We start from the raw sequence: 13,948 nt of genomic DNA on the forward strand, positions 1-13,948 counted from the left end.
ACGGCGCCCGTGGGGCTACCAGCATCGACCGTCACAACCAACAAAAGAGGAAACATCCCATGTCCCAAGCCAAGCGCATCGTTCTCGCCGCACGTCCCGTCGGCGAGCCCAAGCCGACCGACTTCCGTCTCGAGGAGCACGCCGTCCCGACGCCCGGTGCTGGCGAGGTGCTGCTGCGCACGATCTGGCTGTCGCTCGATCCGTACATGCGCGGGCGCATGAGCGACGGGCCGTCCTATGCCCAGCCGGTGCCGGTCGGCGGCGTGATGGAAGCGGGCACCGTGTGCGAAGTCGTGGCCTCGAACAATCCCGGCTTCAAGGCCGGCGACATCGTGCTGGCGCGCGCCGGCTGGCAGACGCATGCGATCTCCGACGGCAAGGGCCTCGCCAAGGTCGACCCGGCGCTGGCGCCGATCTCGACCGCGGTCGGCGTGCTCGGCATGCCCGGCATGACGGCCTATACCGGCCTGCTCGACATCGGCCAGCCCAAGCCGGGCGAGACGGTGGTGGTCGCCGCAGCCTCCGGCGCGGTCGGCTCGGCCGTGGGCCAGATCGCCCGGATCAAGGGCGCCCGGGCCATCGGCATCGCCGGCGGCAAGGACAAATGCGACTACGTTCGATCCGAGTTCGGCTTCGACGACTGCCTCGACCATCGCGATCCCGATCTCGCCGCCAAGCTCAAGGAAGCCTGCCCGAAAGGCATCGACGTCTATTTCGAGAATGTCGGCGGCCCGGTGTTCGAGGCGGTGTTCCCGCTGTTCAACGCCTTCGCCCGCATGCCCGTCTGCGGCCTGATCGCCCATTACAACGACACCCAGTCGGTGGCGCCGAAATGGGCCGGCGCCCTGATGCGCAACGTGCTGACCAAGCGGCTCACCATCCGCGGCTTCATCGTCTCCGACTTCGCCTCCCGCCATGGCGACTTCCTCAAGGACATGTCGGCCTGGGTCCGCGACGGCAAGGTCAAGTACAAGGAGTACGTCACCGAGGGCCTGGAGAATGCGCCGTCAGCGTTTATGGGCCTGCTGAAAGGTGCCAATTTCGGCAAGCAGCTGGTGCGGGTCGGGCCGGACAAGGCCTGAGCCACTCCTGATGTAATTCTTAAGCCTTTCCGCAAAAACATGGGAACCATGGACGCTTTTCGGGAGTCCTGAGGGAACCGGTTCATCCACGAGGGCCCGGCATCGCGCCGGGCCTTCGACATTCGTGAGGGGGATTCTCATGTCGCTGACCATGGTGCTGCTGCCCGTCTTCGTCGAGGTCGGGCTCACCTTCGCGCTGCTGTTCTGGAACAGGACGCGGGCGCAAGCCACTGACGCCGCCGACGAATTCGGCCTGCCGACCCTGTTCTACGCCCTGATCGCCATTGCGCTGCCGCTGCGCCACGCCGATCTGGTGATCGTGCTGCTGTCCTGGGTGTTCGTGGTGACCCGCTTCGTCAATGCCGGTCTCGTCAGCGGCGCCAAGGACAGCCGCCAGCGCGGGCTCGCCTGGACCGCCTCGGCGCTGGTGCTGCTGGCGATGTGGCTGTATTTCGCCCTCAAGATCCTTCTCCTGATCTAGAACTGGACCCTGAATGACCCCCGCCGCCCGGCTGTCCGCCGCCATCGACATCATCGAAACCATCGAGGCCGACAGGGCGCCGGCGGCCAAGGCGCTGAAGGACTGGGGCACCAGCCACCGCTTCGCCGGCTCCGGCGACCGCGCCGCCATTGCCGGGCTCGTGTGGGACGTGCTCCGCCGCCGCGCCTCCAGCGCCTATGTCATGGAGGACGACACTGCGCGCGCCCGCGTGCTCGGCATGCTCAAGCTCGAGCGCGGCCTCGATGTCGCGACCATCGGTGCGATGTGCGACGGCAGCCGCTTCGCCCCGCCGCCCTTGAACACGCAGGAGGAGAAGGCGCTGGCCTCGCGCACCACCGACGGCGCGCCGCCGCCGGTCGCCGGCGACTATCCGGACTGGCTCGACCCGTATCTCGCCGCCGTGTTCGGCGACGACCGCGTTGCGGAAGCCATGGCGATGGCCAGCCGCGCGCCGCTCGATTTGCGCGTCAACACGCTCAAGGCGAAGCGCGACAAGGTGCAGGCCTCGCTGAAGCATCTCGGCGCCGTGCCGACGCCATGGTCGCCGATTGGCCTGCGCATCACGCTCGGCGCCGACGCCCGCAATCCCGGAATCCATGCCGAGGAGGATTTCATCAAGGGCGCGATCGAGGTCCAGGACGAGGGCTCGCAGCTTGCGGCGCTGTTCACCGCCGCCAAGCCCGGCGAGCAGGTGATCGACCTCTGCGCCGGCGCCGGCGGCAAGACGCTCGCTTTGGCCGCGATGATGGGCGGCAAGGGCCGGCTGATCGCCACCGACCACGACAAGCGCCAGCTCGCGCCGATCCACGAGCGGCTGTCGCGCGCCGGGGTCCACAATGCCGATGTGCGCAGCCCGAAGGGCGACGCCGACCCGCTCGCCGATATCAAGGCCTCGGCCGATCTCGTCGTCATCGACGCCCCCTGCACGGGCACGGGGACCTGGCGCCGCAACCCCGACGCCAAATGGCGCATGCGCCCCGGCGCCCTCGAGATCCGTCTCAAGGACCAGGCCGAAGTGCTTGATCGCGCGGCCTCCCTGGTCAAGCCCGGCGGCCGCATCGCCTACATCACCTGCTCGGTGCTGAACCCGGAGAACGGCGACCAGGTCCGCGCCTTCGTCGGACGCCACCCTGAGTTCTCCATCCAGCCCCCGGAGCAAACCGCCACCGTCCTCTGGGACAAGGCCGAGGCCTTCGCCGAGGCCGCGCTGAAGACGCCGGAGGGCTGGCTGATGACCCCGCGCCGGACGGGTACGGACGGGTTCTTCGTGTCGGTGCTGAAGAAGCAGGCGTAGCCGCACCCACGCCGCCGTAGGGTGGGCAAAGGCGCTGCCGCGCCATGTCCGCGCACGACAATGGCAATGGCGCCGTGCCCACCGTGTCGCCGCGGTGAACGCCGCCCGACGGTGGGCACGGCGCGCATCAGCGTGGACCAAACGGAAGGCCTGCCGCGCGCCTTTGCCCACCCTACGGCCCCCCGCCACGAACATTCCCCGCTGTCGTCCCGGGCAAGCCCGCGCGCGTAGCGCGTGGGGCGCCGACCCGGGACCCATACTCCGCGGCCGTCGTCTGGCGCGAGCTGTGGCCACAGCGTGCCCGAGCCCCGCGTCCTGTGGCTATGGATCCCGGCTCGGCGCGAACTGGCGCAATGCTGCGCATTGCCCCAGTCCGCTTGGCCGGGACGACAGCGGTGGGTGGGGTACGCACCGGTGAATCGCTTGCTGGCAAGGGTTGCGAGTCCTCCCGCCGCGGCGTAATTGCTTGCCATGACAGCCCAGCCCAACACCCCCGCCAGCGCCGCCGCCGACACCTCCGTGGCCGCGCTCCACGACAAGATCCTGATCGTCGATTTCGGCAGCCAGGTCACGCAGCTCATCGCGCGCCGGGTGCGCGAGGACGGCGTGTATTGCGAGATCGTGCCGTTCCAGAAGGCGGAGGCCGCCTTCCGCGAGATGCAGCCCAAGGCCGTGATCCTGTCCGGCGGTCCGGAATCGGTCCATGAGGAAGGCTCCCCGCGCGCCCCGCAACTGATCTTCGACTCCGGCGTCCCCGTGATGGGTATCTGCTACGGCCAGATGACGATGGCCGCCCAGCTCGGCGGCACCGTCGAGGGCGGCCACCACCGCGAGTTCGGCCGCGCCGACGTCGAGGTGAAGACCACGAGCCGCCTGTTCGAGGGCGTCTGGCAGACCGGCGAGCAACACCAGGTATGGATGAGCCATGGCGACCGCATCACGCAGATGCCGCCGGGCTTCTCGGTCGCCGGCGTCTCGCCGAACGCGCCGTTCGCCGTGATCCAGGACGAACAGCGCAAGTACTACGGCCTGATGTTCCACCCCGAGGTGGTGCACACGCCCGACGGCGCAAAACTGATCCGCAACTTCGTCCGCAACATCGCCGGCCTCGGCGGCGACTGGACCATGCACGCCTTCCGCGCGGAGGAGATCAAGAAGATCCGCGCGCAAGTCGGCAAGGGCAAGGTGATCTGCGGCCTGTCCGGCGGTGTCGATTCCGCCGTTGCCGCGGTGCTGATCCACGAGGCGATCGGCGACCAGCTCACCTGCGTGTTCGTCGATCACGGCCTGCTCAGGCTCAACGAGGCCGAGACCGTCGTCGATCTGTTCCGGCACCACTACAACATCCCGCTGGTGCATGTGGACGCGTCAAAGCTCTTCCTCGGCGAGCTCGCCGGCGTCACCGACCCGGAGCAGAAGCGCAAGACGATCGGACGACTCTTCATCGACGTGTTCGAGGCGGAGGCCAAGAAGATCGGCGGCGCCGATTTCCTGGCGCAGGGCACGCTCTATCCCGACGTGATCGAGAGCGTCTCCTTCACCGGCGGCCCCTCGGTGACGATCAAGTCGCACCACAATGTCGGCGGCCTCCCGGCCCGCATGAACATGAAGCTGGTCGAGCCGTTGCGCGAGCTGTTCAAGGACGAGGTCCGCGTGCTCGGCCGCGAGCTCGGCCTGCCCGACGTGTTCGTCGGCCGCCACCCGTTCCCGGGCCCCGGCCTCGCCATCCGCTGCCCCGGCGAGATCACGACAGACAAGCTCGACATCCTGCGCAAGGCCGACGCCATCTACATCGACGAGATCCGCAAGGCCGGCCTCTACGACACCATCTGGCAGGCCTTCGCCGTGCTGCTCCCCGTCAAGACCGTCGGCGTCATGGGCGACGGCCGCACCTACGACTACGTCGTCGGCCTGCGCGCCGTCACCTCGACGGACGGCATGACCGCGGATTTCTATCCGTTCGACATGAAGTTCCTGGGCAACACGGCCACGCGCATCATCAACGAGGTGAAGGGCGTGAACCGGGTGGTGTATGACGTGACATCAAAGCCGCCGGGGACGATTGAGTGGGAATAATTCGCAGCTAGCCAGAGCTAATCGGATCTACTCAAATCTACGCCCTAACTGCCTGAAACGAAAAATAAAATCTGCCGGCTCCTATCGCGAACTATCGTTGGACCAAGGTCGCCAGTGCCGGACTGTTTGACGGCATCGGCTTCCTTATTCCCACCCCGTTTTGATCGATACCGTCAGCTCGAAATGAGCCCTGACGGTATTTTTTTTGGTCCAACCAATTGAAATGGCGTCGCTTTCCTTCAGATCCGCGGCCGAAATCGGCGTGACGGTATCGAACCCAGAAGGCGGACAAATGCTGACCGATGCTGCGCTTAAGCACCTGAGACCAAAGGAAAAGTCCTACAAGGTCACCGATCGGGACGGCATGTACGTCCTTGTCAGTACGAAGGGCTCGATCTCGTTCCGGCTCGACTACAGGATGAACGGACGCAGGGAGACCATCACCTTCGGCAAATACGGTCCGGCCGACCTGTCGCTTGCACGAGCAAGAGAGCTCTGCATCGACGCGAGGCGCGCCATCAAGGAGGGGCGTTCGCCAGCCATCGAGAAGCAGCGCGCCAAACGGCGTCTGATGGAGGCCAAGGCATTCGGAGAGTTCGGTGAGAAGTGGCTCACGGCGGCTCCGATGGCTGACAGCACCCGGGCTATGCGCCGTTCAATCTTCGAGCGGGAGCTCCTGCCGCCCTGGCGCAAGCGACTCTTGTCCGAAATCACGCCAGACGATTTGCGAAAGCACTGTGCCGCGATTGTCGACCGTGGTGCGCCGGCAACCGCGATCCACGTCCGCGATATCGTCAAGCAGATCTACGGCTTCGCCATTCTGCATGGCGAGAAGGTCGCCAATCCAGCGGATGACGTCGGCCCATCGTCCATCGCGCAGTTCGTACCGCGCGATCGCTCGCTGTCGCCGGCAGAAATCCGCATCATGCTGAAGCAGCTAGAACACGTTGCGACGCTCCCGACCATCCGGCTGGGCGTCAGGCTCTATCTTCTCTCCATGGTGCGAAAAAGCGAATTACAGGATGCGACCTGGGATGAGGTCGACTTCGAGAATGCCGTCTGGACCATCCCGAAGGAGAGGATGAAGCGCTCGAAGGCACACAATGTCTACCTCTCGCGTCAGATGCTCGATATCTTCATCGCGCTGAAGACCTGTGCTGGTAACTCGCGATATGTGCTTCCATCCCGGTACGATGCTGACAGCCCGATGTCGCGCGCCACATTCAACCGGGTCACCACTGCGGTCATTGAGCGCGCCCGTAAGGAGGCGCTGCCGCTCGAACATTTCACGGTCCACGACCTCAGGCGGACAGCGTCGACGCTGCTCAACGAGCTTGGCTTCAACAGCGATTGGATCGAGAAGTGCCTGGCGCACGAGGATGGCCGCTCGTCACGCGGAGTCTATAACAAGGCGGAGTACGAGCTGCAGCGCCGACACATGATGCAGGAGTGGTCGAACATCATCGACGCGTGGGTCGGTGGTCAAAAGTACGCGCCAACCCTCATTCCGCCTTCGATGCCGATCTTCGAGCCCGATCCTGCCCTTTGACCGGGCGGCTTCGTCGCAGCTTTACGTCTGGATGAGGAGCGCGGGTGAGGGGCGCGCTCCGCCGCAGCAGGAGCCATGCTTCTACCTCGCTCAGGTCCCACACCACGCACCGAGGAGAGAGTGCGAAGCGTCGCGGAAATTCGCCGCGCTGCTCCATTTCGTAGATGGTGCTGTCGGCGAGAGGGACCATTTCGCGGAGCTGGTGCCGCCGGATCGTTCGTCTCAGTACCGTGCCTTCCTGGCGAGCCATGATCGATTTCCTTGTGCGAAACGCAGCAATTGAAGCCGATCGAACTCGAATGAAACAGGCATACGCCTGTCGGTAGGACAATTTGAAAGATTCGCCAGCGAATGGAAGCAATAGGGTACTCTAGCGTACCCTGAGGTCAGACTTTGTAACTACGAATCTGAGGGTCGGACGTTCGAATCGTTCCGGGCGCGCCATTCAAATCAAGCACTTAGCCAAAATCACCGTTTGAGTTTTGAAAACTAAAACGGTTTTTCAAACGGCTTTTTCTCTTTCAACAATCACATTGCTCGTGGTGCCCTTTAGTGTGCTTAGGAGTCGCGTCAGGCTCATAACCTGAAGGTCATAGGTTCAAAATCCTATCCCGCAACAAAAATTTAGAAGTAAAATCAACGGATTAGCCCGCCTCTGGCGGGCTTTTTCATGCCTTACCAATCTCTCCCAACCAGTACAAAATAAATCTAAGTATTTTCAATTGGTTACGGGAATTTCGGCGAGAATTACCAATTGCTCCCAGATTCTCCACGGCACAAAAATGGCACAAAATCCTTTGACCGACGGTTTGAGAAAGCCCTCACATATCAATAGTAGCTTGATATATCTGGACTTTTTCAAACTGGATTTCGGTTTGAAATTGTACTATATTATCAAGCATGGATAGACAAAGAGGCAAACTTTTAAACCAGCTCGCCGACATGCTCCCCGAGGGGATGCTCGTCGATGCTGCCTGGCTAAAGGCCCATGGCTATTCCCCCCAGTTGCAGCATCAGTACGTGAAGTCGGGCTGGCTTGAGCAACCCGCTCGCGGAGTCTTTCGGCGTCCGCGCGGCTCCCTGAGCTGGCAACAGGCCGTGATCTCGCTTCAGACAATCCTGAACTTTTCGCCCCTCGTTATCGGGGGCCGAACCGCACTCGAACTTCAAGGCTATGCACACTACCTGACGCAGTCGACGATACGCGTCCATCTCTACGGCCCGAAAGCGCCCCCGGCCTGGCTCCACAAGTTGCCGCTATCGGTCACGTTCGTCTATCACAACGACCGGCGCCTCTTCAAAAACGATCCCGTGGCCAAGGGCATAAGCAGCGTTCGCTGGAACGTCGAGACCGGGCAGATGACCGATGTCACGGCCTTCCGAGGCGGCGATGTTACTCAGCTGAATTGGGGCCAGTGGGATTGGCCTTTGACTCTCTCGACGCCAGAGCGCGCTCTCTTCGAACTGCTTGATGAGCTTCCCAAGGACGAAAGCTTCGACCAAGTTGATGCCTTGTTCGGCGGCCTTGCCAATCTACGCCCCGACCGGCTGCAGAAACTTCTCAATGACTGCGCAAGTGTAAAGGTCAAGCGACTGTTTTTCTACTTCGCGGATCGCCACAAGCACGCCTGGCTCAAATATCTCAAGAAAGACACGGTTGACCTCGGCCATGGCAAGCGCATGCTCGTAAGGGGAGGCGTTCTCGATCCCACCTACCAGATAACGGTGCCGGGAGATCTCCATGGCGTTCGCTGAGATCTACAGAAAGCAGGTCGCCCTGCTGCTCCGCGTTCTACCCATCGTCACGGAAGAAGATTGCTTTGCCCTCAAGGGCGGTACTGCGATCAATCTGTTCGTGCGCGACATGCCGCGTCTTTCGGCCGATATCGATCTGACTTACGTCCCCGTTGCGCTGCGACCAAAATCGTTGGCCGCCATCGACGCTGCGATGAAACGCATCGCGGCCAAGATCAGACAAACCATACCGGGTGCGCAGGTTCACGAGACGCAAAAAGAAAATGCGACGATCAAGCTCGTGGTCAGATCGCAGGGAGTCCAGATCAAGATCGAAGTAACCCCGGTCCTGCGCGGTTGCGTATTCGAGCCGGTCCTTGCTCCTGCTACCCATGCCGTCCAAAACCAGTTCGGCTTTGCGGAGGCCCGGATCGTATCCTTTGCCGATCTGTATGGCGGAAAGATCGTGGCGGCGCTCGATCGTCAGCATCCCCGAGACCTGTTTGACATACGCGACCTCCTCGCGAATGAGGGCGTGACGGACGATCTCCGCAAAGCTTTCATCATTTATCTGTTGAGCCACGATCGGCCAATGTTCGAAGTGCTCGGATCATCGGCCAAGGACATCAGCGACGAATTCCTGCATGGCTTTCAGGGGATGACCAATGAGGCGGTTTCAAAAGACGAGCTCCTTGCTGCGCGAGCGGCTCTCGTCGCGGCAATCCTAGACGAAATGCCCGATGACCACCGAAAATTTCTTGTTGCGTTCGAACGGGGTAAGCCCGACTGGGATCTGCTTGGTGTTCCGGCCGCTCCTGATCTGCCGGCCGTAAAATGGCGCCAGCAAAACCTCAACAAGCTGCCCCAAGAAAAGCGCGATGAACTCGTTGCCGGCCTTGAGCGCGTACTGGCTTCCAAATAAGGTCTGAGGCGCTTCCGCCGCCTCTAGTTCGGCCGGTGAACGCGTTTATCCTGGCTTGCTATGAAGTCAACGAGCACCGATGTGCGTGCACACAGGACTGACCCAAGTCTGAACACGGGCAACTTCGAAGTTTCCGCCAAATGGTAGACCTTGCGGCGGTAACGATGCCCGTCCGAGCCGAAAAGATATGAGGCGATGGCAGCTGCTCCCTTGAGGATGTCGTCAGCCAAAGGTTCTGTTGTCACCTCCTGTAGCACCATGCGCCCTCCACGTTCTTTTCGAATTCATACGTAACCTGCAAATCCCCTGGTTCAGTCTCGTGCCGCGTTGCTGCGGTCTATTATGCTGCCAATAAAAGGTAGTTCCTGTGATCGTCTGCTTGAAAACCTCTGGCTGCAGAAGTCCTATTGTCATTTTTGGGTAGGTGTGGAGTCAAACTTAAAATGGTGCAGTGCGGAACGTTCACAATCATTCCGCCTCAGTAATAATCTTGATGCTGACGCGCTTCCACGGTGAGACATGACGCTCCTTACATGTCAGGGGTAGCTATTAACAGACTTTCTCAAAGATTCCGCGTTTCGGGCGCTTGCAAACGACAAGCCGGCAAAGTCTAAAGGCTCCTCCTTTCATCGAGCCGTTCGGCTGCTGCCTTCACGAGCTCTGCCTACCAACGAATACCAATCATTTCGTGGGCGTTGGCATCTCCTTGCGAGTACTAGAGGTCAGTACCGTCACGATTGATGGTGACGACCTGTTCCGAGGGAGAGCGCAATGTGGGAGCCGCTGACAGCAACGGGCGAGCCGAACCGTGGTGTCACAGCCGCGCAGCGGGTTGAGATCGAGCGTTCTCAGGCCTGGGCTTACTATATCAACGGCGCTGGCGGTGCGATTGACTATTTCGATGGGTACAGGTGGTACGAAATGGCCTGCCGCCATATCGCCGATGATGACGAGCGGCGTCGCGAGCGATCACGCTGACAACGCTCTATGTCGCGGATGAGACCGCATCTACCAGAGATTCTCAGCCATTCCGCTACGATTCCCAATCCTTCCGATGGGGCGTTTGTGCTGCCTTCAGTAAGCTGATCTCCACCAACCACAACCAAGGAGATCATCATGAAAGTCATCACGATCGGCAAACGCCTCGTTCCCGTCGAACAGATCGCTTACGTAGAACCGTTCGATCCCGCGAGCAATCCAGACTTCAAGAAGGAGTTCAAGGGACGAGTGGTCCTGCTCAACCGCGAGATGATTCTCACCGAACAGACGCCGCAAGACTTTGCGGTGGAGCATGCACTGCATCTGTTCACGGAGGACAGTGTCGCGGTCAACAAGGCGATCCACTTCAAGATCGAGACCTTTGAGCCAACCGAGCGCTTAAAGCCGGCCAAGCCGTACCAGACGCGCCTCAAATGGCGGGACCTCGCCGGCGAGGAGCAAAGTAAGCTGCTCGTCACGTCTCCCGAGATCGTCATCGCGGAAATACTGAGCGCCAAGGTGGCGATGGCGCCCGTCCCAAAACGGTCACCACGCCGTCCGCAAAGAGGCCGAAACGGCTCTCGCTGGATGGAAGGGTTTCAGGCCTGAGGTCGGACGAAACCTGAAGCATCGAGTGTAGAGCGCCTCTGCCGAAAGCTCCGGCAGAGGCGTTTTCTCTATGGGTGTCAGAAATGCAGGTCTCGTATGGTCATCACCCGCCATATATTGTCGAGAGAGGTAAGGGCGGTCATCCTGACAGCCGTTCCAGGCTCGAGCCTGGTGAGCCCCCGCTCAAGGCCTTCCGCCAGCCGGCAGAGCTCTTCGCGGGTCAGCAGCATCAATTCGTCGATTGTCCAAAGTCGCATCATCGCCTCCATCGTGCGGCCGCGCTAATCGCGGCCTTGGACGGAGGGGCTTGCGCCGGAGGAGGCGGATGCATCGCTGGCGACCGCAACGAAGTGGAGGAGCGTCCCTTTAGGTGCGCTTGCATCCTTGAGCCGACGGCCTGCTTGCAGGCGAACCGGCGCGATCAAGCCGTAACAAGGCGCACGTTGGCGAGGACCGGAGCCTTGACGCTGGACAAACGGCCGAAATCTTCTTTGCGCCTGCCGAATCTTCTTGCAGGATGACCCAATGACAACCGCAGGTCGTTCTTCCGCCATGGCGTCGCCTGGAGATTCCGCCGCTTCACGCGTCCGCTCGATCCTAGCTGCCGTCCGGCCGCTGGCAGCCGAATATTACGCGCTCACAGGCAAGCCGCTTGGCGTGACCGGCGAGGTTGCCGAGTTCGCCGCCGCAGAGTGTCTCGGTCTTGAACTCACGGTTGCCCGCACAGCCGGATATGACGCTGTACGCCAAAGCCCCCGGGGTCCCATTCGTATCCAGATTAAAGGACGTGCTCTCACCGAAGGCACCAATCGGAGCCAGCGGATCGGGCGCATCAAGCTCGATTCCGACTGCGATGTCGTGCTGCTGGTGCTGCTCGACGCTGCCACGCTCGAGCCGAAGGAAATGTGGGAAGCCCCGTTCAGCTCGGTTGCGACGCGGCTGGCCGAGCCAGGCTCGCGGGCCCGGAACGAACGCGGCGCTCTCAGCGTCAGCGATTTCAAGCGTCTGCTCGGTGCCGCCCAAGTGTGGCCGCGAACGGAGACGACCGCTCAACATGGACGAAAGAACAACTCTCATGACCGACGCGCACGCCAAAGATCATTCAGAGGCGCCTGGACGGCCGGAGCGGCCGATCGATAGTCAGGAGCAGGATGTTCTCGGCCGAATGAACTTCGTCCGGCGGCTCGCGGATGCGCTTATCGACAAAAAAACTGGGAAATCACGTGGTATAGCCATCGGAATTACCGGTCCTTGGGGAAGCGGCAAGTCGTCGATCCTAAATCTTCTTCGCGAGCACCTGAAAGCAAGCTTTCCTAAAGCCGTAGTGGTGCGCTTCGATCCTTGGCTCATTTCTGGCCGCACAGATCTGATTGCGGAGTTTATACGTGAGCTGATCCGCACCATCGGTACGGAATCGTGGGCGAGCGCCCAACTCAAAAAAGTAGGGGATACTTTCGCTGTCTATGGCGACTATATCGCGCCCATCGCCACTCTCGCGAACCCGATCTTTGGTACCCTGCTAAGGGGCGGTGCGTCCGCTTACAAGGAGCACGCGAAAAACCGCGAGAGTCTGAGCGCCTTGAAGTCCCGTCTCATGAAGGAACTGGTTGCTCTTGATGTGCCCATCGTGGCTCTCATCGATGAACTCGACCGGGTCGAGGACGAAGAAATCCGGACAATTGCCCAGCTGGTCCGATCCGTCGCTGATTTTCCGGGAATCTCTTACGTTCTTGCCTACGATCAAAAGCGCGTCGTTCAGGCGCTCGGCGTCGGCCAGAGTGGCGCGAACGCTGAGGAGCGCGGCCGGGCCTATCTGGAAAAGATCGTCCAGCTGCAGATACCGCTTCCGACGATTTTTGCGAACGAGATATCAGAACTTCTGACCGGCGAGATCCGGGCACTCAAGGACGAGCTAGAGTTGCCGGATCAATTCGAAGACCTAGATCGCTATCGGGAGCTGTTAAAGCTTTTGTCCGAGCAGGTTCTCGATACGCCCCGCGATGTCTCCCGCCTGATCGGAACGTTTCACGCCATCGCTGGCATGCTGCGCGATGAGGTGGACTGGATCGACCTGCTTGGTTTCACTGCGTTGCTTACAAAGGCGCCGCAAGCCGTCGAATTACTGCGATCGTCCCCCGACGATTTTACGCAGGAGATCTTCTCTGAAGCCGCCATAGTTCGACGGATAATAAATCGGCTCGACAAAAACGAAGAAAAAAAGGAAGAGCGGATCAACAGGCTACTCCCCGCAGAAGAGTATTCCGACGGTATCCGAGCTCTTGTAGGTTTCATGTTTCCTGTCGTGTCCATCAGAGCGAGCGGGACTAGCGGAAATGAAAATCGGCCCGATGCGATCTACCATCGGCGACCATTTCTCACCACAATGCGATTGGGCTTGCCCCCCGGCGAGTATTCCCGGACGAGTATTTTGGCGTTCATTGCTGCCTCGCCGAGAGCTGCCGCGGACATTCTGCGGACCGCTTATGATGCTAGGTCAATACGCGCCTTTATCGACCGCTTTGATGACATCTACGCCCAAACGCCGGACGTCGATCACGTCAACCTTTGGCTTGGAATCGCACTTTTCGCCAAGAAGCCCGACTGCGAATGGATGCGAAGTTACAATCCCATGCATGAAATTCTGCAAAAACTCAGTGACATACTTATGGATCGCGTTAAACGCGATCCAGCGTTTAAGGAAACAGCTACGAAGATCTTCGTTAATCTCAAGAGCCAGGGTGACGGCGTCCTCACAGCACTTTGGCTTCGGCGACATATCTCTGGCTACGGGCTTTATGAGCAGGAGAAGCAGCAGGAGAAGGCATTGTTTCTCACGGCCGAGCAAACAGAAGCCATGACCAAGGACCTGTCGCACGGCTGGCGAACTGAGCATCTGTCCGGGCGGCTGATCCCATGCCGCTGGGATTTGATGCCTATTTATACCATGATCAACACTGGCATTTGGGATGAGCCCTGCCGCAAGGCGCTGGATGAGCAGCTCGAAAAAAGTGAAGCCGTCGACGGTCTGACGCTCATGCTCTATGGCAGTATCTACTCGACCGAAAAGGAAATCGTTGCCAAGATATGCGATTATGAGAATTACCGCAGCAAGGTCAAATCGCGGCTCGCCAACGAAGATCTGGATCTCACAGTTCGCGCGGCGTTGAACAAGGCTCTTGGTAAGCGAGGATAGAGATCAACA

13 protein-coding genes are annotated in these 13,948 nt (G+C 60.7%); 11 read left to right on the forward strand and 2 right to left on the reverse strand.

Going from position 1 to position 13,948, the window contains the following annotated elements; genetic code table 11:
* The first annotated feature begins 59 nt into the window (after positions 1–59).
* The 5 genes from QX135_RS16005 (at position 60) to QX135_RS16025 (ending at position 6,503) form a co-directional block, all read left to right on the forward strand.
* Positions 60–1,082 (forward strand): NADP-dependent oxidoreductase, encoded by a 1,023-nt coding sequence (locus tag QX135_RS16005; protein WP_315770934.1) that lies wholly within the window; start codon positions 60–62, stop codon positions 1,080–1,082.
* A gap of 139 nt (positions 1,083–1,221) precedes the next feature.
* Positions 1,222–1,563, forward strand: a complete 342-nt coding sequence (locus tag QX135_RS16010; protein ID WP_315739188.1) for an MAPEG family protein — start codon at positions 1,222–1,224, stop codon at positions 1,561–1,563.
* A 13-nt stretch (positions 1,564–1,576) separates the two neighbouring features.
* Positions 1,577–2,878: an RsmB/NOP family class I SAM-dependent RNA methyltransferase gene (locus QX135_RS16015; protein WP_315739189.1), complete on the forward strand. Its 1,302-nt coding sequence runs from the start codon at positions 1,577–1,579 to the stop codon at positions 2,876–2,878.
* A gap of 471 nt (positions 2,879–3,349) precedes the next feature.
* Positions 3,350–4,954: a glutamine-hydrolyzing GMP synthase gene (gene guaA, locus QX135_RS16020; protein WP_315739190.1), complete on the forward strand. Its 1,605-nt coding sequence runs from the start codon at positions 3,350–3,352 to the stop codon at positions 4,952–4,954.
* A gap of 292 nt (positions 4,955–5,246) precedes the next feature.
* On the forward strand, positions 5,247–6,503 hold the full coding sequence (locus tag QX135_RS16025) for a tyrosine-type recombinase/integrase (RefSeq protein WP_315745483.1): 1,257 nt from the start codon (positions 5,247–5,249) through the stop codon (positions 6,501–6,503).
* Here the strand turns inward: QX135_RS16025 and QX135_RS16030 are convergent.
* Complete coding sequence (locus tag QX135_RS16030; RefSeq protein WP_315745481.1) at positions 6,457–6,753, reverse strand: helix-turn-helix transcriptional regulator; 297 nt, start codon at positions 6,751–6,753, stop codon at positions 6,457–6,459. The two genes, QX135_RS16025 and QX135_RS16030, sit on opposite strands and share 47 nt — an antisense overlap.
* Positions 6,754–7,403: 650 nt before the next feature.
* On the opposite strand from QX135_RS16030, the gene QX135_RS16035 reads away from it, so the two are divergent.
* From QX135_RS16035 to QX135_RS16050, 4 genes are all read left to right on the forward strand, one after another.
* On the forward strand, positions 7,404–8,258 hold the full coding sequence (locus tag QX135_RS16035) for a type IV toxin-antitoxin system AbiEi family antitoxin domain-containing protein (RefSeq protein WP_315745479.1): 855 nt from the start codon (positions 7,404–7,406) through the stop codon (positions 8,256–8,258).
* The gene (locus QX135_RS16040; protein ID WP_315745478.1) at positions 8,245–9,159 is read left to right on the forward strand and encodes a nucleotidyl transferase AbiEii/AbiGii toxin family protein; all 915 of its coding nucleotides are present in this window, start codon (positions 8,245–8,247) and stop codon (positions 9,157–9,159) included. Before QX135_RS16035 ends, QX135_RS16040 begins: the two co-directional genes overlap by 14 nt.
* 771 nt (positions 9,160–9,930) lie before the next feature.
* Positions 9,931–10,137: a hypothetical protein gene (locus tag QX135_RS16045; RefSeq protein WP_315745477.1), complete on the forward strand. Its 207-nt coding sequence runs from the start codon at positions 9,931–9,933 to the stop codon at positions 10,135–10,137.
* A 138-nt stretch (positions 10,138–10,275) separates the two neighbouring features.
* Positions 10,276–10,746 (forward strand): hypothetical protein, encoded by a 471-nt coding sequence (locus QX135_RS16050; protein WP_315745476.1) that lies wholly within the window; start codon positions 10,276–10,278, stop codon positions 10,744–10,746.
* Between the two features lie 77 nt (positions 10,747–10,823).
* Here the strand turns inward: QX135_RS16050 and QX135_RS16055 are convergent, their stop codons facing one another.
* Entirely contained in the window at positions 10,824–11,003 is a 180-nt protein-coding gene (locus QX135_RS16055; protein WP_315745475.1) for a hypothetical protein, read from the reverse strand.
* A 268-nt stretch (positions 11,004–11,271) separates the two neighbouring features.
* Here QX135_RS16055 and QX135_RS16060 point away from each other — a divergent pair, with 268 nt between their 5' ends.
* Together QX135_RS16060 and QX135_RS16065 are read left to right on the forward strand one after the other, a co-directional pair.
* Positions 11,272–11,886: a DUF6998 domain-containing protein gene (locus QX135_RS16060; protein WP_316169135.1), complete on the forward strand. Its 615-nt coding sequence runs from the start codon at positions 11,272–11,274 to the stop codon at positions 11,884–11,886.
* Positions 11,822–13,939, forward strand: a complete 2,118-nt coding sequence (locus QX135_RS16065) for a KAP family NTPase (RefSeq protein WP_316234156.1) — start codon at positions 11,822–11,824, stop codon at positions 13,937–13,939. The genes QX135_RS16060 and QX135_RS16065 overlap by 65 nt, the downstream gene beginning before the upstream one ends.
* The last annotated feature ends 9 nt before the right edge of the window (positions 13,940–13,948 follow it).

Source organism: Bradyrhizobium sp. SZCCHNR1098, from assembly GCF_032489375.1.
Classification (GTDB): Bacteria; Pseudomonadota; Alphaproteobacteria; order Rhizobiales; family Xanthobacteraceae; genus Bradyrhizobium.

Coding starts and splice junctions, on each gene's coding strand:
- QX135_RS16005 (WP_315770934.1), top strand. CDS start 60: ATGTCCCAAGCCAAGCGCATCGTTCTCGCCGCACGTCCCGTCGGCGAG.
- QX135_RS16010 (WP_315739188.1), top strand. CDS start 1,222: ATGTCGCTGACCATGGTGCTGCTGCCCGTCTTCGTCGAGGTCGGGCTC.
- QX135_RS16015 (WP_315739189.1), top strand. CDS start 1,577: ATGACCCCCGCCGCCCGGCTGTCCGCCGCCATCGACATCATCGAAACC.
- guaA (WP_315739190.1), top strand. CDS start 3,350: ATGACAGCCCAGCCCAACACCCCCGCCAGCGCCGCCGCCGACACCTCC.
- QX135_RS16025 (WP_315745483.1), top strand. CDS start 5,247: ATGCTGACCGATGCTGCGCTTAAGCACCTGAGACCAAAGGAAAAGTCC.
- QX135_RS16030 (WP_315745481.1), bottom strand. CDS start 6,753: ATGGCTCGCCAGGAAGGCACGGTACTGAGACGAACGATCCGGCGGCAC.
- QX135_RS16035 (WP_315745479.1), top strand. CDS start 7,404: ATGGATAGACAAAGAGGCAAACTTTTAAACCAGCTCGCCGACATGCTC.
- QX135_RS16040 (WP_315745478.1), top strand. CDS start 8,245: ATGGCGTTCGCTGAGATCTACAGAAAGCAGGTCGCCCTGCTGCTCCGC.
- QX135_RS16045 (WP_315745477.1), top strand. CDS start 9,931: ATGTGGGAGCCGCTGACAGCAACGGGCGAGCCGAACCGTGGTGTCACA.
- QX135_RS16050 (WP_315745476.1), top strand. CDS start 10,276: ATGAAAGTCATCACGATCGGCAAACGCCTCGTTCCCGTCGAACAGATC.
- QX135_RS16055 (WP_315745475.1), bottom strand. CDS start 11,003: ATGCGACTTTGGACAATCGACGAATTGATGCTGCTGACCCGCGAAGAG.
- QX135_RS16060 (WP_316169135.1), top strand. CDS start 11,272: ATGACAACCGCAGGTCGTTCTTCCGCCATGGCGTCGCCTGGAGATTCC.
- QX135_RS16065 (WP_316234156.1), top strand. CDS start 11,822: ATGACCGACGCGCACGCCAAAGATCATTCAGAGGCGCCTGGACGGCCG.